At 70.0% G+C, this 18,482-nt stretch carries 17 protein-coding genes; 7 read left to right on the top strand and 10 right to left on the bottom strand.

What is annotated here, in order from left to right; genetic code table 11:
• Positions 1-140: 140 nt before the first annotated feature.
• A complete protein-coding gene (locus ACIRSS_RS05265) occupies positions 141-812 on the bottom strand; it encodes a TetR/AcrR family transcriptional regulator (protein ID WP_400890734.1) in 672 nt (223 codons plus the stop codon).
• 80 nt (positions 813-892) lie between these two features.
• On the opposite strand from ACIRSS_RS05265, the gene ACIRSS_RS05260 reads away from it, so the two are divergent.
• Both ACIRSS_RS05260 and ACIRSS_RS05255 read left to right on the top strand, forming a co-directional pair.
• Entirely contained in the window at positions 893-3,598 is a 2,706-nt protein-coding gene (locus tag ACIRSS_RS05260; RefSeq protein WP_400890731.1) for an MMPL family transporter, read from the top strand.
• Positions 3,598-5,574 carry a YhgE/Pip family protein gene (locus ACIRSS_RS05255; RefSeq protein ID WP_400890729.1) on the top strand — a complete coding sequence of 659 codons (1,977 nt, stop codon included), beginning with the start codon at positions 3,598-3,600 and terminating at the stop codon, positions 5,572-5,574. Before ACIRSS_RS05260 ends, ACIRSS_RS05255 begins: the two co-directional genes overlap by 1 nt.
• Before the next feature lie 321 nt (positions 5,575-5,895).
• Here the strand turns inward: ACIRSS_RS05255 and ACIRSS_RS05250 are convergent, their stop codons facing one another.
• The 3 genes from ACIRSS_RS05250 to ACIRSS_RS05240 form a co-directional block, all read right to left on the bottom strand.
• Positions 5,896-6,549: a TetR/AcrR family transcriptional regulator gene (locus tag ACIRSS_RS05250; protein ID WP_400890727.1), complete on the bottom strand. Its 654-nt coding sequence runs from the start codon at positions 6,547-6,549 to the stop codon at positions 5,896-5,898.
• On the bottom strand, positions 6,543-7,037 hold the full coding sequence (locus ACIRSS_RS05245; protein ID WP_400890725.1) for a VOC family protein: 495 nt from the start codon (positions 7,035-7,037) through the stop codon (positions 6,543-6,545). Before ACIRSS_RS05245 ends, ACIRSS_RS05250 begins: the two co-directional genes overlap by 7 nt.
• Before the next feature lie 211 nt (positions 7,038-7,248).
• Complete coding sequence (locus tag ACIRSS_RS05240; RefSeq protein WP_400890723.1) at positions 7,249-8,142, bottom strand: SDR family NAD(P)-dependent oxidoreductase; 894 nt, start codon at positions 8,140-8,142, stop codon at positions 7,249-7,251.
• A 187-nt stretch (positions 8,143-8,329) separates the two neighbouring features.
• Here ACIRSS_RS05240 and ACIRSS_RS05235 point away from each other — a divergent pair, with 187 nt between their 5' ends.
• Positions 8,330-8,530: a TetR/AcrR family transcriptional regulator gene (locus ACIRSS_RS05235; RefSeq protein ID WP_400893387.1), complete on the top strand. Its 201-nt coding sequence runs from the start codon at positions 8,330-8,332 to the stop codon at positions 8,528-8,530.
• Between the two features lie 448 nt (positions 8,531-8,978).
• Here the strand turns inward: ACIRSS_RS05235 and ACIRSS_RS05230 are convergent, their stop codons facing one another.
• Entirely contained in the window at positions 8,979-9,584 is a 606-nt protein-coding gene (locus ACIRSS_RS05230) for a TetR/AcrR family transcriptional regulator (protein WP_400890721.1), read from the bottom strand.
• A 95-nt stretch (positions 9,585-9,679) separates the two neighbouring features.
• On the opposite strand from ACIRSS_RS05230, the gene ACIRSS_RS05225 reads away from it, so the two are divergent.
• Entirely contained in the window at positions 9,680-9,901 is a 222-nt protein-coding gene (locus tag ACIRSS_RS05225) for an SDR family NAD(P)-dependent oxidoreductase (protein ID WP_400890718.1), read from the top strand.
• A gap of 310 nt (positions 9,902-10,211) precedes the next feature.
• Here ACIRSS_RS05225 and ACIRSS_RS05220 read toward each other — a convergent pair whose 3' ends face one another.
• Positions 10,212-10,802 carry a hypothetical protein gene (locus tag ACIRSS_RS05220; RefSeq protein WP_400890715.1) on the bottom strand — a complete coding sequence of 197 codons (591 nt, stop codon included), beginning with the start codon at positions 10,800-10,802 and terminating at the stop codon, positions 10,212-10,214.
• Positions 10,803-10,823: 21 nt separating this feature from the next.
• Positions 10,824-13,628 (bottom strand): RHS repeat-associated core domain-containing protein, encoded by a 2,805-nt coding sequence (locus ACIRSS_RS05215; protein WP_400890712.1) that lies wholly within the window; start codon positions 13,626-13,628, stop codon positions 10,824-10,826.
• A 40-nt stretch (positions 13,629-13,668) separates the two neighbouring features.
• On the opposite strand from ACIRSS_RS05215, the gene ACIRSS_RS05210 reads away from it, so the two are divergent.
• On the top strand, positions 13,669-14,325 hold the full coding sequence (locus ACIRSS_RS05210) for a Scr1 family TA system antitoxin-like transcriptional regulator (RefSeq protein ID WP_400890709.1): 657 nt from the start codon (positions 13,669-13,671) through the stop codon (positions 14,323-14,325).
• Complete coding sequence (locus ACIRSS_RS05205) at positions 14,322-14,582, top strand: hypothetical protein (protein ID WP_400890706.1); 261 nt, start codon at positions 14,322-14,324, stop codon at positions 14,580-14,582. The genes ACIRSS_RS05210 and ACIRSS_RS05205 overlap by 4 nt, the downstream gene beginning before the upstream one ends.
• Positions 14,583-14,636: 54 nt before the next feature.
• On the opposite strand, the gene ACIRSS_RS05200 is transcribed toward ACIRSS_RS05205, so the two are convergent.
• Positions 14,637-15,380: a hypothetical protein gene (locus tag ACIRSS_RS05200; RefSeq protein WP_400890704.1), complete on the bottom strand. Its 744-nt coding sequence runs from the start codon at positions 15,378-15,380 to the stop codon at positions 14,637-14,639.
• 104 nt (positions 15,381-15,484) lie between these two features.
• Positions 15,485-16,369 carry an SDR family NAD(P)-dependent oxidoreductase gene (locus ACIRSS_RS05195; RefSeq protein WP_400890702.1) on the bottom strand — a complete coding sequence of 295 codons (885 nt, stop codon included), beginning with the start codon at positions 16,367-16,369 and terminating at the stop codon, positions 15,485-15,487.
• A 93-nt stretch (positions 16,370-16,462) separates the two neighbouring features.
• On the opposite strand from ACIRSS_RS05195, the gene ACIRSS_RS05190 reads away from it, so the two are divergent.
• The gene (locus ACIRSS_RS05190; protein ID WP_400890700.1) at positions 16,463-17,116 is read left to right on the top strand and encodes a TetR family transcriptional regulator; all 654 of its coding nucleotides are present in this window, start codon (positions 16,463-16,465) and stop codon (positions 17,114-17,116) included.
• 4 nt (positions 17,117-17,120) lie between these two features.
• On the opposite strand, the gene ACIRSS_RS05185 is transcribed toward ACIRSS_RS05190, so the two are convergent.
• The gene (locus tag ACIRSS_RS05185) at positions 17,121-18,383 is read right to left on the bottom strand and encodes a serine/threonine-protein kinase (RefSeq protein WP_400890697.1); all 1,263 of its coding nucleotides are present in this window, start codon (positions 18,381-18,383) and stop codon (positions 17,121-17,123) included.
• Positions 18,384-18,482: the final 99 nt, after the last annotated feature.

Genomic DNA, 18,482 nt, shown 5'->3' with positions numbered 1-18,482 from the left:
GACTCCCGCCATCGTCATCCCGCAGGCGCGCAGCGGCCGCCCACCGCACCACGGGCGACCTGGAAGTTGCCCGCCGTCGTGACAGTGGCCGGGCGGCGATCCACTCCGGTGTGTCCTATCTCGCCGATCGGACCGCGCAGTCAGTCGCCGCCCGGCGCGACCAGGGCGGTCAGCAGGCGGGGCAGCACCTGCGTCACATAGCGGTTGTCGGCGGTGCTCGGCACCTCGTCGAGGATGGCCCGTTCCAGCATGGTTTCGTACAGCCGGACGATGGTGATCACGGCGTTCTGGGGTTCGACGGTCAGCCGCAGGCCCAGCCGGCCGAGCAGGTCCAGCAGGATCTGGGCGAGCGCGTCGTGGAACCGGCGCTCGGCAGCCGCGGTCGGGGCCCGCAGCTCGGGCTGGCGCAGCGCCTGGGCGCGGAATTCGACGTTGAGCAGGTACCACGTCTCGTCCGCGGTGAGTGACTCCATGAAGAGGACGCCCGCGTCCTGCAGTACGCGCGTGACCGCGTCGGGGGATGCCGGATCGGCGGCCGCGGTGGCTTCGGCGACCGCCGCGCGCAGCCGCTCGGTGCGCTCCTGCATCTGCACCTCGTAGACCGCGAGGAACAACTCCTCCTTGCTGGCGAAGTTGGAGTAGAAGGCGCCACGGGTGAACCCCGCGCGGTCGCAGATCAGCTCGACCGGCGCGTCACGGATCCCCAGCTCGGTGAAGACGTCGTAGGCCGCTTCGATGACCCGCCGCCGCGTCTCCGCGCGCCGGCGCGTCATGCCCTTCGGGCTCCCGCGGCTCGTCTCGCTGGTCGTCATGCGGTCACCTTACTTTCCCCGATCCACTCGGAGGAGTGACGGGATGCACTCTGCATCGGATACATCGTGCATTACGATACATGACGTATCCAACGTGGTCAGGAGTCCTCGTGTCGTCGTTCCTCTACCGTCTCGGCCGCGCCGCCGCCCGGGCGCGCGTGCTCGTCCTCGCGGTGTGGGTCGTGGTCCTGGCCGTGGCCGGCGGCGCCGCGGTGGCGTTCAACCACGGCACCGACGACACGTTCGCCATCCCCGGCTCGGAGTCGCAGGACGCGCTCGATCACCTCGGCCGGGTCTTCCCCGAGGTCAGCGGTACGTCGGCCCAGCTGGTGCTCGTCGCCGGGGAAGGCGCGAAGGCCGACACCCCGCGGATCCGGGCCGCGGTGGCCGAGGCCGTGATCCGGATCGGGAAGGTCGGCCAGGTCGCCACGGTCGTGAACCCGTTCGACGGAGGTGTCCACGGCGCGGTGTCGGGGGACGGCCGGGCCGCGCTCATCGCCGTGCCGTTGAAGGTGCAGCTCACCGCCGTCGATCCGGCCACCCGGACGCAGCTCGCCGCGATCGCTGCCGACCTCGGGAAGCAGACCGGGACGCGGGTGTACACCGGCGGTGACGCGTTCTCCGACCGGGTGCCCAAGCTGAGTCCCACCGAGGGCATCGGGCTGCTCATCGCGCTGCTGGTGCTGGTGCTGATGTTCCGCTCCCTGATCGCCGCGGTCATGCCGCTGGTGACCGCCGTCCTCGGGGTCGGCTTCGCCGCGGGACTGATCTACCTCGCCACCCTGGTCACACCGATCTCCTCGACCGCGCCGATGCTGGCGGTGATGATCGGCCTCGCGGTCGGTATCGACTACGCCCTCTTCCTGCTGTCGCGGCATCGAGACCAGCTCGGCGACGGGCTCGACGTCGAGGAGTCCATCGCCCGCGCCACCGCCACCGCCGGCTCGGCGGTCATCTTCGCCGGCCTCACCGTCGTCATCGCCCTGCTCGGCCTGGCCGTGGCCGGGATCCCGTTCCTGACCACCATGGGCATCGCCGCCGCGGTCGCCGTGGCCCTCGCAGTCGGCATCGCCGTCACCCTCGTCCCGGCGCTAATGTCCTTCGCGGGCAAGCGGTTGCGCCCGCGCGTCCCGAAACCGAAGCGCCGCGGCCGCCGGAAACCGCCGGTCGCGCGCTGGTGGGTGCGGACCGCGACGAAGGCACCGCTGGTCACCGTGCTGCTCGTGGTCGCCGGGCTGGCGATCTGCGCGATCCCCGCCGCGTCCCTGAGGCTCGCGTTGCCGGACAACGGCACCGAAGAGCACGGCAGTCCCGCCCGCGACACCTACGAGGTCGTCAGCGAACACTTCGGGCCCGGCTACAACGGCCCGCTGATCGTCACCGCGGACATCATCACCAGCACCGACCCGATCGGCCTGGTGAACAAGCTCGCCGACGAGATCCGGCGCGTCCCCGGGGTCGCCTCGGTACCGCTGGCAACCCCGAACCCCAAGGGCGACACCGGGATCATCCAGGTCGTCCCCGCAACCCCGCCGGACTCCGCGCAGACGGACGACCTGGTGTCCCGGTTGCGCGGGCAGGAGCAGCACTTCCTCGACCTCTACGGCACGCAGACCGCGGTCACCGGCATCACCGCGGTCGGCATCGACGTCTCCGCCCAGCTCGGCAACGCCCTGCTGCCGTTCGGGATCCTGGTCGTCGGGCTCTCTCTGATCCTGCTGGCCATGGTGTTCCGCTCGATCTGGGTGCCGATCAAGGCCACCGCGGGCTACCTGCTCTCGGTCGCCGCGGCCTTCGGGGCGACGTCGTTCGTGTTCGTCCAAGGACACTTCGCGGACGTCCTCGGCGTGACGCACACCGGCAGCGTGATCAGTTTCCTGCCGATCATCCTGATGGGTGTCCTTTTCGGACTCGCGATGGACTACGAAGTGTTCCTCGTCTCGCGGATCCGCGAGGACTACGTCCACCACGGCGATCCGCATCACGCGATCGCGTCCGGGTTCGTCTCCGCATCCCGGGTGGTGGTCGCGGCGGCGGTGATCATGTTCGCGGTGTTCGCCGCGTTCGTGCCCGAAAGCAGCGCCACCATCAAACCCATCGCGTTCAGCCTCGCGATCGGCGTCTTCGTCGACGCCTTCATCATCCGGATGACCCTGGTGCCCGCGGTGCTGGCGCTGCTGGGCCGCCGGGCCTGGGGCCTGCCGCCGAAGCTCGACCGGGCGCTGCCGGTGTTCGACGCCGAGGGCGACGCGCTGGTGCACGAGCTGCGGCTCGCCGACTGGCCCGCTCCCGGCAGCACCGAGGCGGTCAGCGCCCACGCGCTCCACCTGGAGGACGACCGCGGCCGCCCGGTCTACACCGGAGTCGACCTCCATCTGCGGCGCGGGGAAATCCTCGTGCTGCACGGCGCGGGCGCATGCGGCAAGACCGCGTTGCTCTACACGCTCGCCGGGCGCGTCACGAAGTTCACCGGCGACCTCAAAGTGCTCGGCCGCGTCCTGCCTCAGCACACCCACGCCCTTCGCCGCGATGTCGCCGTCGTGCCCTGCCGCGAGGAGCCGGACCCCACCCGGCGGATCGGCGACGCCGCGCTCGTGGTCCTCGACGACGTCGACCTCGTGCTCCGCACCGACGTCCGCGACCGCGTGCGCACGATGCTCGCCGAGCGGGGGAGCACCACGTTCGTGCTGACCTGCCAGGACCCCGAGCGCATCCGGGATCTGCTGCCCGGCGGCGCCACCCACCTGCACTCCCTCACCATCGCCCAGCCCGCCGAGGTCTCCTGATGTTGAAACCCTTCGCCAACTCCGCCCGCGCTTTGGCCACCGGCCCGCTGACCTGGCGCACCTGGGCGGGCCTGATCGCCGTGCCGCTGATCGTCATGGGGCTGCTCACGTGGGCGTTCTGGACGCCGGACGCCAACCACGGCACCGCGAAGGCGGCCGTGGTCAACAACGACGAGCCCGTCCAGGTCAACGGCCAGACCATCCCGCTCGGCCGTCAGCTCGCCGGATACCTGACGCACAGCGGAGATTCGGCGTACGACTGGGTGCTCACCGACGCCGATGACGCGGCGGTCGGCCTGGCCGACGGGAGCTATGCGGCCACGGTAACCATCCCGCCGGACTTCTCCGCCCGCGCCACCTCGGCCGCCACCGGCAAGCCCCTCGCCGCCCGGCAGGCGCAGCTGCAGGTGCGGACGTCCGACGCCGCCGGCGTCAGCGACCCGGGGTTGGCCGACCACGTCGCCCAAGCCACCCAGCGCACGCTGAACCAGCAGGTCGTCGAGACCTATTTGGACAACGTGTACGTCGGGTTCACGACCCTGCACCAGCAGGTCGGGCAGGCGGCGGACGGTGCGGGGCAGCTGGCCGACGGGACCCGGCGGCTGGCCGACGCGGCCGGGCAGCTGAGCACCGGCGCCGACCAGCTCGCCGACGGGACCGCGCAGCTCACCGCCGGTTCGGGGAAGCTGGCCTCCGGACTGACCCAGGCCGAGCGGGACACCGCACAGCTGCCCGCGTTGACCCGGCAGCTGGCGAATGGCGCGGATCAGGTCGCCGACGGCAACGAGCAGCTGGCGGCCACGGTGGTGCCGCTGGCCAACCGGATCATCGCCGCGATCGACGCGCTGCCCTCGGCGGGTGGTGCCGCGACGCAGTTCCGGCAGCTGGCCGACCAGTGTGCCGCGGGCGGCGGCTCGGCCTCGTTCTGCGGTGACCTCCGCCGGACCGCGGACCGGTTCACGACCGACGCGGCGAAGATCGACAACGCCAAGGCCGCCGTCCGGGCCAACGCCGTCAAGGCCCGCGACTCGGTCCAGGCCCTGGCCACGGGCGCCCGGAAGGTCGCCGACGGAAACGCCCAGCTGGCCGGCAAGTCGCGTGAGCTGGCCGCCGGGATCGCGTCCGCCGCCAGTGGCGCCCGTCAGCTCGACGCCGGCGTCCGGCAAGCGAACTCCGGGGCGCAGAAGCTCGCGTCCGGTGCCGGGCAGCTGAAGGACGGCGCCAAGAAGGTCGACGACGGCGCCCAGGAGCTCGCCACGCAGCTGGACAAGGGCCGTGACCAGGTACCCAGCTACACCGACGCCGAACGCGCGCACCTCAAGACCGTCGCTGCCGACCCCAGTATCGCCACCACCGACGGCACGCCGGTCGGCACCCTGGCGCTGACGCTGTTCGCGGCGCTCGCGCTGTGGGCACTGGCGCTGGCGACGTACATCGTCACCCGGGCCGTTCCGGACGCGGTGCTCACCGCCCGCGAACCGACCTGGCGGATCATCCTGCGCGCGGCCATCCCGGGGGCGACCGCGGCGGCGCTCGCGGCGCTGGCCATCACCGCGATCGCCGTCCCCGTGCTGAAGCTCGGCTTCGCGGGCACGATCGGGTTCCTGCTGATCGCGTTGCTCGCGGCCTCGGCGTTCGTCGCGCTCAACCAGGCGGCGACGGCGATCTTCGGCCGGGCCGGGCGGCTGGCCTCCCTGGCCGTGCTCGTCCTGGCCGGCGCGACCGGCATCGTCTCCACGCTGCCCGCGCCGCTCTACACGATCGCGGACTACCTGCCCACCCATGGAGCGGTGCTGGCGTTGCGCGCCACCGCCACCGACGGCACGGGCCTCACCACCGGCGTGGCCCAGCTCGCCGCGTGGCTCCTCGTCGGCACCCTCGTGTCCATCCTGGTCACCGACCGCCGCCGTTACCTGTCGGCCAGGAACGTCCGCCTCCCCCTGGCCCTGTTGCCCGGAAAGGAAAATTTCGCATGAGCTGCTCCCAGCGCATCGACAACCAACTGCGTGGCGCGCTCGGCCGGCGCACCGACCCCGCATACCGGAATTCTCAGAGAACCGCTCCACCTGGACCAGCGCCGGATCATCGTTCCGTAGGGCACGCACCCTGCCACTGTGCGCGCAGCCGAACTGAGGTTGCTCGTGCTGCGGCGATCACCGGCGCTCTGCTGGGCGGTGCGGCCCGGCGCCCCGGGGCGGCACCCCGAATCGTCGAGGTGGCATGGGCGGGGCCCGCGCCGACGCACGGCCCCGAGGACGGACGGATGGTCACCCGCGCTGAGCGGCACGGGACCGCGTTCAGGGCAGAGAGGTGAGCGCGTCTTCCAGCGCTGCCCGCGCGCCGCGCAGGGCGAGACGGAGCTGCTCCGGCGTCCGGCGGATCTGAGCCAGCAGGAGACCGCCTTGGATTGCGGCCATGGTGAGGTGGGCCAGCTCGGTCACGTCCACGTCCGGGCGCACTTCGCCCGACCCCTGCATCCGGCGCAGGCCCGCGATGAGCGGCGCCTCCCAGCGCGCAAAGGCGTCCACGAACACCTGTCGGGTGGGGTCGTCCTGGCCGCCGAGCTGGGCGGCCAACGAGCCGATCGCGCAACCGCCCACCGCGTCCTGCCGCGTCCCGTTGGCCACGATCGCGTCGAACCAGCGGTCGATCCCGGCCAGCGAGTCGACTTCCTGGAGCAGCGGTTCCTGCGCGGCCAACACCGTGTCCACGGTGACATGAACCACCGAGCGGATGAGATCGTCCCGGTCGTCGAAGTAGTGGTAGAGCTGGCTGCGGCCAACTCCCGCGGCGCGTTCGACTTCGTCCAGCGTCACCGCCGCGACGCCGCGCCGCAAGATCAGGTCCGCGGCCGCATCAAGGATGCGCTTTCGGGTCGCGCGACCCCGCGCGGTGGTCGGTGCGTGTCGTTCCCGCAGCGCATCACCCCGCAGCTCAGCCAAGGTCAGCATCCCCGGCTGGAGTACTGGTGACGGCAATCATTTGTCCTGCATATCCAACTCCGGGTGTGAGGAGTGATGGCGGGGATGGGCACTCCGCGTCGGCTCTGCCCGACCTCGATGAGGTGACCGTCGGGGTCACGCAGGTAGCAGCGGATCTCCGGGCCACGATCGATCGGTTCGGTGAGGAACTGCGCGCCCTTGGCCGACCAGTCGGCGTATACAGCGGCGATGTCGGCAACACGGATATTCAGGAACGCGCTGACCCGGTCCAGATCGTGCGGGGCCTCGAGCGTACTCGAGGGTTTGTCGTCCGTGGGGCCGCCGCCGGTGTTGATGATGATCCAGCTGTTGGCCAGCGCCACGATCGTCGGCTCGCCATCCGTCAGCGCCTCGCCACCGAGCACCTCGGTGTAGAAGGCCCGCGAGCGGCCGACATCGTCGGAGACGAGGAAATGGGTGAGCACGATGCCCTCGGCTGGGGCGGGAAAGTCTGCCACGACGCAACTCCTATCGGTGATGTGGGCGGGGCGAGTGCCGCCCACATCATGGACTGGGCCTTGGGTGTGAGCGGCAGTTCCGGTGATGGCGTCGGCGCTTGGCGACGGGCCCAGGAATGCCCCACCGAACCCAGGCGCGAGGATCACGTGGCGCCCGCAACGCTTGCGTGAGCTCTGCGTCGGCGGGTCTCATCGGTAGGTGCCCGCCGGCTCAGGGGTGGGCTCGCAATTCCCGTTCGGTCTGGGCGCAGATGCGTTCCTGGGCTTCGACGTCCTGGGACTGCTTCGAGGACTTCTTCAACTTCGCGGAGCTGTAGTAGCCCCCGGTCGCGGTCGCGAGCTCCGGATCGGCCATCAGCCGCAGGCAGCCGCGTGACCCCTTCTCCGGACGCGGGATGAACGGATTGGTCAGCGCCTCGATCATTTTGAACGGCCCGCCGGCCTTGCTGCCGAGACTGGTTTTGACCGCGCCCGGGCTGACTGCGTTGAACGTCAGGCCCTCCCCCTCGTGGCGGCGAGCTTGGGCGTAGGTGTACATCAGGGCCAGCAGTTTGGCGTCAGCGTAGGCCTGGATTTGCTTGTACTTGCCCGGGTAGCTCCAGTCGGTGATCGGGTTGCCCCGCGACTCGACCAGGGCGGTCATGTTGACCACCCGCGAGGGCGTACCGACATCATCAGCGCCCTTCCCAAGCAGGTCGAGCAGCCCGTCGGTCAGTGCCGCCAGCGCGACGTGATTGATGGCGATGGTCCGCTCGTACCCGTCGGGTGACAGTGCCTTGCTGGCGAACGCGGCGCCCGCGTTGTTGACCAGTCCGTTGAGTCCCTTCGGCGCGGTCTCGTGCACAGCGTCGACCAGCCCCCGAACACCGGCCAAAGATCCGAGGTCTCCGGCAACGGCCAGGTACCGGCCTTTGCCGTTGCCGTTGGTGACCAGCAGGTCGACAGCGCGTCGGGCGGGGTCGGCAGCGCGGGCGTGCACCAGCACGGTCGCTCCACTGTTCCCCATGCCTTGGGCTGTTTCGTAGCCGATACTGCCGGCGGCGCCGGTGACCAGCACGGTCTGTCCGTTCAGCCGACCGGCGAATTGAGCATCGAACTTGCTCATGGTCTCTCCTCGAATGATGCGCAGCAGGAGTGAGTCGCGTAACCCAGTCTGTCAGCGTCGAAGTGGGCTGTCAAACTCAGAACCTGATCGTGGCATCATGGTCAGCCACGCCCGGGAGCGACCAACGCTCACCGCCACGAGAGCACGCGCCCAGCCCGAGTCGCTGCGGCGTCCGCCCACGTAATCCATCCCGCGCGGCGTAGCTGACACCACCCTCGAAGACGTCAAGGCCACAGCGAATGTCAGCGGATCGCAGCTTCACCACTACTTCCCGGACAAGGACGATCTTGTCCAGGCCGTCTCCGACTACGAAGCGGATGCCGCCGTCAATAGCCGACGACAAGCCGATTTCGGCAACATCGGACGTCGCCGTGCGTGGCGCGGCTGAGCTCCACTTCGTGGCCGGTGGGTTGCATGGAGTTGACCTGGCGAGCCGCAGATTGGCTTCTGAGGCGAGGTCCCCGAGCTGGTTGCCACGAAGTGCACCGGTTCGGAGCCAGTGACGGCAGCTGCGGTCCGGCTAAGGTGACACTCCAACAGTTGCGGATAGAAGACATCATCCTTCGCCCTCAGGCCGGACAGCTGTATCTCCACAACAGTCGTGCCGTCGCCCGTCGCCCGTCGGCGTCAACTGTCTTGAGCGGACCAGCCCATGCCCAAGAGACAGAGCCGGTCCTGCTCGGCGAGGCCAGCTCACAAAATGTCAGCCCGGGCGCAACCAGGTGTCCACACCGGCGAATGGCAGCGGATGAAAAGCACATCAGGCTCAGGCAACTGCTCTATCCGAAAACCGTGAGCCGACCTCGGCGATGGCTGTGAACGAACCCGGCTTGGGCTCATCTGCCGACGGTCAGAGCAAGGAGGGTATTGACCGCAGTTTCCAACGGACGGCTACTCCGGTGCACCTGGGAGAGCAGAAGGCCTCCTTCGAGCGTGGCGAGCAGAGTAATGGCGAGGTCGTCCGGGTCAACGCCGGATGGGAGTTTCCCCTCGGCGTGAAGGGACCGTAGTCCATCGCCGATGGCGGCTGCCCACTGATCGAACCCTGCCGCGATGAGCGCTCGGGCTTCGGGGTCATTCTCGGCCAGTTGACCAACGAGCGAGCCAAGTGCGCAACCCCCCTTTGCCTTGGTGCGCTTCGCCGCGGCGATCACCATCTTCCGCCAAACCTCGACTCCGTTCGCGCTGCCGAGGGCCTGCCGGTTGCGACTGACGATGGCGTCGGCATGGTAGTCGATGACCGCCTGCACCAGGTCGTTCTTGTCGGGGAAGTAGTGGTACATCTGAGAGCCACTCACTTCCGCCGCCACCTTGACGTCTTCCAACGTGGTGTCCGCCACCCCGCGCTCATGGATCAGGGCGGCAGCCTCCTCCACTATCCGCGCCCGGGTGCGTGCTCCCTTGGCGGTGAGCCTCGGCCGACCACTCGTCTCGTTGACCATGCACCCATGCTAGCAGGATTTTGAGGTTGACAACCCAGTCCGACAGTGCGAGGTTGAGTTGTGCAACCCAGTTTTCAAGTGAGGACACACAGCGAATGACTGATCTGAAAGGCCGGACCGCGCTTGTCACCGGGTCGACGAGCGGGATCGGCAAGGCTACGGCGTTGGCTCTCGCCGCCCGCGGCGCTCACGTACTCGTGGTCGGACGTAACGAACAGCGAGCTGATCAATGCCTGCGAGACAGCCCAGGCCGCGCCGGCGGAGGTGGCCGCGCCGAAGCCAGCGCGGAAGCGGGCGTCGGAGAAGTGATCTTGTGATCGGCGTTGTTCGTGTCCGGCGGGGGACGGTTCGTGGTCGCTGACGCTCATGTGGCCAGGGTGGTCGAGGCTGCCGCCAATCTGAGCGTTCAGCCCCGGGCCCGCCGATGGGTCCATCTTCCGATGTGCGTGCTGGACGCGGTGTTCTCCATCAATGCGCGTTATCGCAGCGTGGTCGCCGTATGCGACCGCTACGCCCAACACCAAGGCCTCGACCCACACCTGGTGGCTGCCGCCGACGCAGCCACGGTGATTGGCACCCAGGCAATCGGGGGACTTCCCGCTCGTCGACCGGAACCTCCGCCAGGTTCTATGACTCCGAATTTCCGTGCGCATGCCGCCGGCTACCGGGTTCCGCCGAGCCGAGCGCACGGCGCAGGTCCGCGGGATGCCGGATCCACAGGTCGACCGCCATCCCGTCGGGACGGGTCAGGGTGAGGCATCCCTGACTGCCCGGACCCCAAAGCGACACGACCTCTGGCGTCCACGACCGGTCCCAGACGACCGGCCCCACTCCCCGCTTCCGGTCACCTTCTCGCGGCTCCCAGCGCAATCCGCCGTCGACCAACGAAAGCCGACCGAGCAGCTCACCGACCTCCTGCTGCCGCGAATGCCGCCCCGGCGCCTTGGCCCCGAGCTGCAGGGCGGAAGCGACCGGCAGCTGCGCGGACCACGACGGCGCGGCACCGGACGCCCGCCGCCGCGCCTCGGCCCGCCTGTCGCGCCACACGACGAACATGAACGCGACATACACCAGCACCAGAAACCCGACCGCCCCGGCCACCGCGGCAACCCAGCCCACCTTGAACGCGAGTGACGCGGACAGGGCGGCCAAGAAGAGTAAGCCGATGAGCGAACTCGCCCGCCGGCGTCGCTCGCGTTCCATGCCGTATTCGGTCATCACGATTCCTCCGCTCCAGGGTCAGCAGACGATCGCCGCCCCGCCATACGGAGAATAGGTGCGCGGCGCCGGCGCTGCCGTTCCCCCGCCGCCACCGCCGCCGCTCTCGTTCAGCCCCCATACCGTGCCGGCGATTCCGGAGGTCAGCGAGTTCACGTTGGCGTACATACCCCACGAACCGGGCGCGAAGCCCCAGCCGGCCCAGGTGCCGAACGCGCCCAGCCCGGTCGACAGGATGCCGACGCCGCAGCCGATGCTGATCAGGTTCTGCGCGCAGGTGACCGCGGTGCTCACAGCACCCAGCGTGGTGGCGGTGACGTCGGCGACGACGCCCACAGTGACCGCACCGCCGATCAGGACGTCACCTACACCGAAGGTGGCCAGGCCGATTCCGATCGCGCCGACCGCGAGACCGGCGTAACCGGCATATGCACCGATCGTCGACCACGTGTCCTTGGACCAGCTGAACGGGTTCCACCAGCTCAACCCGGCGATATCGGTAAGGTTGAGGGGATCGTCCGACGTGTACGCATAGGGCGTGCGGGTTTCGCCGACCTTGGGATCGACGGTCAGGAACAGCGCGGTGACCGCGTCGTAGTAGCGGGCGCGCAGGTAGACCAGGCCGGACTCGGTGTCGTTGAACTGACCGGTGAACTGCAGCGGTGTGACCGCCGTGCCGGTATGCGTGGCGACGCCGTAGGGCGTGTAGGTGTAGCTGCCCGCAACCCCGCCCGTGGCGTTGAGCAGGCACACGGTCGATCCGACCTGGTCATGCACGAACCAGGACGAACCGGCCGCGCCGATCTGCTCGATCGGCAGGCCGCCCGGGCCGTACAGGTAGCTGTTCGTCCCGTCCGTCAGGAGGTTCGGGGTCTTTTCCGCGGTCCAGACGAATGTCGTCGTGGTCCCGCCGACGGTCTTCGCGGTCCGCAGGCCGTCGCCGTTGTAGCGATAACTCGCCGAGGCCGGGCCGGACAAGGTCGTCAGCCGACCGGCCTGGTCGTAGCCGTAGGTGTTCGAACCAGTGGTCTTCCGTTCCCCGAGACCGTCTGATGTGGACGACGTCGCGCCGGTCGGGACCGTGTCGCAGCTGGGATTGGCGACCGTTCCGCTCGGCAACGTCCAGCACAGCTGACCAGCCGCGTCGAACACCTGAGTCGAGGTGCCGACCGTGGTCGGATTGTCCGCCGCGTCGACGCCGTAGGTGGTAGCGCCGTCGGCTTTGAGCTGGTTCTTCGCGTTGTAGTCGAATGTCTGCGACGCCGTCCCGATCTGCCGCGAGGACAGCTGACCGATCGGGTCACGCCCGAAGGTCATCGAGAACACGGTCGCGGTTCCGGTGACCGCGGTAGTGGAAGTCAGTTGGACGGCGTCGTTGTAGCCGTTGGTGACCGTGGTGCCATTCGGGTAGGCCGCGGTCTTGACGCCGCCGTCGTTGTCGTAGCCGAAGGTGGTCTTGTTGGTGCCCCAATCGGTCACCGTCTTGAGCCGCTCGGCGTCGTCGAACGTCCGCACTACTGAGGTCGTCTGGCCAGGATAAGTGATCGAGGTCTGGTTGCCGTTGTCGTCGTAGCCGTACCCGACGGAGGCACCCGAACCCTGAGTCTGCGACATGACCTCGCCGAACGTGTTGTACGTCCAGGTCGACGTGCCAGTGCCATCGGTCATCGACAACCGGTGGCCGGCCGGATCGTAGCCATAGCCGACGTTCGGCGTCACACCGTCCGAATAGGACACCGTCTTCGACTGCCCGGCCGCATCGTAGCCGATGGTGGTGACCCGGCCGGCCGGATCGGTCGTCGTGAGCACCCGCCCGACCGGGTCGAGGTGCGAACTGGTGGTGCGATTGTCCGGGTCGGTGCGGGAGTTCTTGCGTCCCTGCCTGTCGTAGCCGTAGGTCGTTTTCGCATTTAGGCCGTCGATGGTGCCGGCGACGGTGCCGTCCGGGTTGTAGTCGGTGATCTGAGTGGTGTTGTCGGCCAAGGTCGCCTTGACCAACTGGTCGGCCGGGTCGAACGTCGAGGCCGTGGTGTGGCTGTTGGCGTCGGTGACGGACTTCTTGTTGCCGTCGGCGTCATACACCGCCGACGTCTTGTGCCCGAGCGGATCCGTGGTGAGGGTGACGTTGCCATAGGCGTCGTGACCGTAGGTGGTGCAGCCCTTCGCCGGTGGCGTGCAGCCGGCGACGACGCCTGCTGCGGTCCCGTTGCCGTCCACTATGGACGTCAACAGGCCGGTCGCGGTGTCGTAACCGGACTGGGTCTTGTCCCCGGCCCCGTCGGACTCCGAGACCTTGTCACCGAAGGCATCGAACGCCGTCGTGGTGGTCTTGCCGTTCGGGTCGGTGATACGGGTCCGGTCACCGGGGTGGGCCGCGTCGTCGTAGAAGAACTTCGCCGTCCGGACCGGCGCCGGGCCGAAGTTCCCGGTCGTCGACTCCACGACGTTGTTCGAGCGGGTCTTGGTGGTGGATGTCAGGTCGTGGATCCCGGCCGCGGCGGGCGGGATCTGCCCAGCCTGGTCGTATTGGTTGACCGTCGCGACCCCGTTCGGGTCGATGGTCTCCAGCAGGTTCCCGCTGTCGTCGTAGACGTAGTCGGTGGTGAAGCCGAGCGCGTTCGACTCCGACGTCTTGTTGCCGTGGTCGTCGTAGGTGAACGTCTGCAGGTTTCCGTCGGCGTCCGTCTGCGTGCTCACGCCGAGGGTGACCGGATCGTAGGTGTAGGAGGAGGTTCCGGCATCGGCTGTGCCGTAGCCCCTCGTCTCCGACGTCAGCAGGCTGTTCTGGTACGTATCCAGCGTCTTGTGCCCCGCCGGGTCGGTCACCAAGGTCTGCCCTGCGGTCAGGCCGCCGTCGGGACCGTAGGTGAACGTCCATCCCGCGAACCTGTCGAACTGGGAATTGGGCGCGGCCGGTCCGCGGCCGGCGAGCGTCGCGCGTGTTCTGGGTTTTCTCGGGGTCAAGGGGCGCGAGTACGAGCAGATCATGGCTCTCGCCGAACACGTCGGTGACGCCAACTGGGTCGACCAGTCGGCATCGCCGTTCATCGATCTCCTGAGTGCCTATGAACGGCTGTCGAGCCGGATCGTCGAGTGGGCGCCGTTCCGTCTGCCCGATCTGATCCGGACACCGACTTCGGATTCCTCGGAGGACGCGTTGCCGCGAACGGAGCGCTCGGACCAGGAGCTGTTCCACCGTGAGGTGCGGCGGCAGGTCATGAACGATGGGGGCCGTCGCTACGTGTTCATGGTCGGCGATCAAGCTATGCGCTCGGCAGGCCATGAACCATTCGCGGACAGCCAACGAGCGCACGTCGACATCCGCGTCCTACCTACCTCTTCGCTGGGGACTCCGGGCCCGTTCACCGTTTTCGAAGCGGGCAACCGGCCCGTCGCCGTCGCGCTCAGACACGACCACAGCACGACCTACGTGACCGACAAGGACCTGCTGGGCAGCTACCACCGCACGGCCAAAGCGCTTCTGCGGCAAGCGACTGTCTCGAACCGGGTGTGGGCGTCGTGACCGCCGCGGTGATCTACATCGACCCACTCGCGATCCATCCCGTGATCGACGGCGAGTGGCACCGGACGCGCCTCGGCGGGATTCCGGAGCCCGGCCAAGCCATCACCATGCTCTGCGGCGCCACCGGTATCGCGGCGTTCCAGCCGCTGGGCGAACGCCGAAGCCGGCAGATCCCACGCCAGTGCCCGCGTTGCGACGCCATCTGCCGACGGGAGCATGGCATTCCACCGCAGCAGGAACGGCTTGGACGGCGCTGACACACGAAAGCCGGGGCGCCGCCCGCACAGGCGACGCCCCGGCTGGGGCCCGGCTTACCGGGACTTGTGCTCGCTCTTGCCCTTGCCCGCCGGAGCGTGGCCGTTCGCGTCGCCGCCGTTGACCGGCTTCGATGTTGCCGGCTTCGGGGGTTCCGTCTTCGCCGGGGTCGGGGGGACCGCCTGGTCCGCCGGGGTCACCGTCTTGTCCGCCGGGACCGGCGCCGGAGCAGCCGGAGCGGGCGGGGCCGGAGGAGTAGGCGCCTGCTTCTCCTCCGCCAACGGGTTCGACCTCTTCACCTGCGTCACCGCCACGATCGCCGCCGCCAGTGCGCCCAGCGCCAGCAGCCACGGCCACCTGGCCTTGCGCCCGCGCTCGCCGCGGGCCACGCTCTTCGCCTCCTGCAGCGCCACTGCCAGGTCGCGCTTGGCCGTGGCCACCGCCTTGCGGCGCTTGCGGTTCGACTCGTTCGCCGATCCCGCCACCGTCGCCAGCGCCTGGGCCGCCTTGCGGCCCGGGTCGCGCAGCTTGACCGCTCGGTTCAAGACCTCGTCGCGGGCCGCGACCGAGTGCTTCCGGACGTCGCGGCGCGAGGAGCGGGTGCTCTTGTCGAAGTCCTTCGTCGCCGAACGGCCCACCTTCGCCAGCTCGTCCGCGCCTTCGGACAGCTTGCGGTCGGTGATCTCCACCGCTCGCGCGGCCGCGGCCGCGCCCACGCGCGCCGCCTCCGCCGCGAGGTCCTTCACGCCGGCCGCCGCCGTCTTCACGGACCGTCCGACCGGAGCATCGCCCTGGCTCATGTGCTCACCTCTCACTAGTCCCGCAGGCCGGGCCTGCTCAGCCTCACACCACCGGGCTACCCGCAAACCGCCCGTCGGAACCTTCGAACCACCCGTCGGTGTCGTCAGGCCCGCACGTCGGGCAGGCTCCGGCCGCGCTGCCGGCGCCACGCGTCGCCGGTTTCGGCGTCGTCGGTGGACGTGCTCAGGTGGGCCCACTTCGCGTCCGTGTCGACGCGGTGCTGCCACGCCTCGCGGCCGTACTCGTAGGCGTCGCTGCCCGCCAGCAGGCGCAGCGGCGGCTCGTCGAGCTCCGCGACCTCAAGCACCAGGTCGGCGACCTTCGCCGGGTCGCTGTTCGCGTGCTTTTCGAAGTCCGCCATCGCACGCGCCGACGCGCCGACGGTCGCCTCGTACGGCTCGCTGATCGGCGGCGTGGTCATCGACGCGCCGCCCCAGTCCGTGCGCATCCCGCCCGGCTCGAGCACCGTGATCTTGATCCCCAGCGGCGCGACCTCGGTGGCCAGCGCCTCGCTGAACCCGCCGACAGCCCACTTCGCCGACTGGTACGCCGTCATCCCGGGACTGCCGACGCGCCCGCCCAGGGACGAGACCTGGATGATCCGGCCGCCGCCCTGCCGGCGCAGCACCGGGACCGCCGCCTTGGTGACGTACACGGTGCCGAGGAAGTTCGTCTCGAGCTGCCGGCGGAAGACGTCGAGCGTCATGTCCTCGAGGGACGCCCGGTCGCCCTGGCCCGCGTTGTTGACCACGACGTCGAGCCGGCCGAACGCGGCGACCCCGGCGGCCACCGCGGCTTCGGCGGCCGCCGCGTCGGTGACGTCGAGCCGCTCGACGTGGACGCGGTCGCCGTAGCGGGTCGCGAGGTCCGCCAGGGCCCGCGGGTCCCGGGCGGTCGCGACGACGCGGTGCCCGGCGGCGAGGGCCCGTTCGGCGATCTGCCGGCCGAGCCCGCGCGACGAGCCGGTCACGAAAAACACTGAACTCATGGGTAGCTCCTCAGTCAACGCAACGTCTTTGCGTTAAGCCGAACGTATGCCCGGCACGCGGTTAAGTCAAAGCGGTTGCGTTATCGTGGACGCGTGCCCCAGCCCCGCCAGCGCGCCCGCTCCGACCAGGACAAAGAGGTCCGCAAGACGGCCCTCCTGACCGCCGCGCGCGAGCTCGCGGTCGAACGCGGCGTGCGCGAGGTCACGCTCACCGAGGTGACCAGCCGCGTCGGCCTGCACCCGTCGGCGTTGCGCCGGTACTTCGAATCACGCGAAGAGCTGCTGCTCGAACTGGCGGAACAGGGCTGGCCCGAATGGCGCGAGCGCCTGCTGGCCGACCTCGGCGGCCGGCGCCTGACCGCGGTCGAGGTCGCCGACGTCGTCGCCGGGTCCCTCGACGCGCTCCCCCTGTTCTGCGACCTGCAGACGCACGTCGGACTGAGCCTGGAGGGCGCGGTCCGGTTGGAGCGGGCGCGCCGGTACAAGACCGCGGCCTCGGAGTCCTTCGACGCGATGACCGCGGCCCTCGTCGAAGCCGGGAAGGGCCTGGGCGCCGAGGGCGCGCGCACGATCCTGACGGCCGCGATGAGCTGCGCGGCCTACCTCTTCCAGCTGTCACGGCCGTCGCCGACGCTGCGCCGGCTGTACGACGAGGTGCCGCGGTGGGCGCACAGCGCGCTGCGGTTCCGCGAGCAGCTGACGACGCTGCTGCGCGCGGTCGCCCTCGGGGTGACGCGGGAGCCGTGACCGGTCAGGGACCGCCCTGTCCCTTGCCCTTCACCGGCCCGTTCCCCTTCGTCTTGCCCTTGGCCTTGCCGCTTTCGGCGTTCGTGCTGTGCGCGGCACCGGACGTAGCGGGCGGCGCCGCGATGGCCGGCGGCTCCGAAGACGTCACCGAGGACCCGCCCTGCGGCGACCCCATCAGGACGGTCGACGCGGGCAGCGTCGCGGCCACCGACGGCGGCGGCTGCACCGGGCTGCCCGGGGTGACCGAGCCGGGGACGGGCTCCCGGCCCGCGTCGGGACCCGCGGCGTCCGGCCGGGTGAGCAGCACGCCGAGCAGCACCGCCGCGGCCGCCGTCGCGAGGCCGCCGGCGGCGGCCAGCCGGTGGCGCCGCCGCGCGGGCACCGGAGCCAGGATCGGCGCGTCCGGTTCCCGCAGCAGCCGCACCACTTCACCGGCCGTGGGGCGCCGAGCGGCGTCCAGCGCGGTCATCCGCTCCAGGGCGTGGGCCAGCGGAGCGGGCAGCCCGGCGGGCACCCGGGGTGACCGGTTCAGCCGCGCCGTCGCCGACTCCGCGGGCGTGCCGGGGAACTCGCGCTCCCCGGTCAGGCACTCCAGCAGGATCAAGCCGAGCGCGTAGACGTCCGCCGCCGGGCCGATCGGCTCGCCGGCCACCTGCTCCGGGGCCAGGTACGCGGCCGTGCCGGTCACCAGGCCGGACCCGGTGACGTGCGTCGACTCCAGCTCGTGCGCGATGCCGAAGTCGGTGATGAGCGGGCCGTCGCCGCCGAGCAGGACGTTGGCGGGCTTGAGGTCGCGGTGCACGATCCGCCGGTCGTGGACGTGGGCCAGCGCGTCGGCGAGCCGGACGCCCAGCTCGGTCACCTCGCCGGCCGGGAGCGGCCCGCCGAGCAGGCGCTGCGCGAGGTTCTCGCCGTGCACCAGCTGCATCACCAGGTAGGGCCGGTCGCCGTCGGTGCCGCTGTCGAACAGGGCGACGACGCGGGGGTGGTCGATGCTGGCCTGGATCGTCTTCTCCCGCGCCCGGCGCAGCCGCTCGACGGCCACCGCGCCCCGGTCGTACACCTTGACCGCGACGTCGCGGCGCAGCCGCTGGTCGAAGGCCTGGTAGACGCGGGCGGTGCCGCCGGTGCCGATCAGGCCGGCGACCTCGTACCGCCCGGCGATCACCTCCGGCGCGTCGTCGCGGGCCCACCACGGCCGCACGCCGCCGACGTCGAGCGAGAACCGGGGAGAGGTCGGGGTGTCGCCATCGTGCTCACCGAGCATGGGCGGCGACCTCCGCGGGCTGAGTGCGAACACTGGGCGACGGCTGCTGGCTGAACCGCGGAACGAGCCCACACCCTACGCCTCCCCCGGCGCGCATGG

This window comes from Amycolatopsis sp. NPDC101161 (assembly GCF_044768185.1).
Classification (GTDB): domain Bacteria; phylum Actinomycetota; class Actinomycetes; order Mycobacteriales; family Pseudonocardiaceae; genus Amycolatopsis.
Note: the sequence above shows the minus strand (reverse complement) of the source record. Positions and strands in the feature narration are given on the sequence as shown.

What these genes read in the sequence shown, in the direction of transcription:
- ACIRSS_RS05225 (WP_400890718.1), top strand. Translation starts at nt 9,680, where the DNA reads ATGACTGATCTGAAAGGCCGGACCGCGCTTGTCACCGGGTCGACGAGC.
- ACIRSS_RS05185 (WP_400890697.1), bottom strand. Translation starts at nt 18,383, where the DNA reads ATGCTCGGTGAGCACGATGGCGACACCCCGACCTCTCCCCGGTTCTCG.
- ACIRSS_RS05255 (WP_400890729.1), top strand. Translation starts at nt 3,598, where the DNA reads ATGTTGAAACCCTTCGCCAACTCCGCCCGCGCTTTGGCCACCGGCCCG.
- ACIRSS_RS05265 (WP_400890734.1), bottom strand. Translation starts at nt 812, where the DNA reads ATGACGACCAGCGAGACGAGCCGCGGGAGCCCGAAGGGCATGACGCGC.
- ACIRSS_RS05200 (WP_400890704.1), bottom strand. Translation starts at nt 15,380, where the DNA reads ATGAGCCAGGGCGATGCTCCGGTCGGACGGTCCGTGAAGACGGCGGCG.
- ACIRSS_RS05195 (WP_400890702.1), bottom strand. Translation starts at nt 16,369, where the DNA reads ATGAGTTCAGTGTTTTTCGTGACCGGCTCGTCGCGCGGGCTCGGCCGG.
- ACIRSS_RS05250 (WP_400890727.1), bottom strand. Translation starts at nt 6,549, where the DNA reads ATGCTGACCTTGGCTGAGCTGCGGGGTGATGCGCTGCGGGAACGACAC.
- ACIRSS_RS05230 (WP_400890721.1), bottom strand. Translation starts at nt 9,584, where the DNA reads ATGGTCAACGAGACGAGTGGTCGGCCGAGGCTCACCGCCAAGGGAGCA.
- ACIRSS_RS05240 (WP_400890723.1), bottom strand. Translation starts at nt 8,142, where the DNA reads ATGAGCAAGTTCGATGCTCAATTCGCCGGTCGGCTGAACGGACAGACC.
- ACIRSS_RS05260 (WP_400890731.1), top strand. Translation starts at nt 893, where the DNA reads ATGACGTATCCAACGTGGTCAGGAGTCCTCGTGTCGTCGTTCCTCTAC.
- ACIRSS_RS05220 (WP_400890715.1), bottom strand. Translation starts at nt 10,802, where the DNA reads ATGACCGAATACGGCATGGAACGCGAGCGACGCCGGCGGGCGAGTTCG.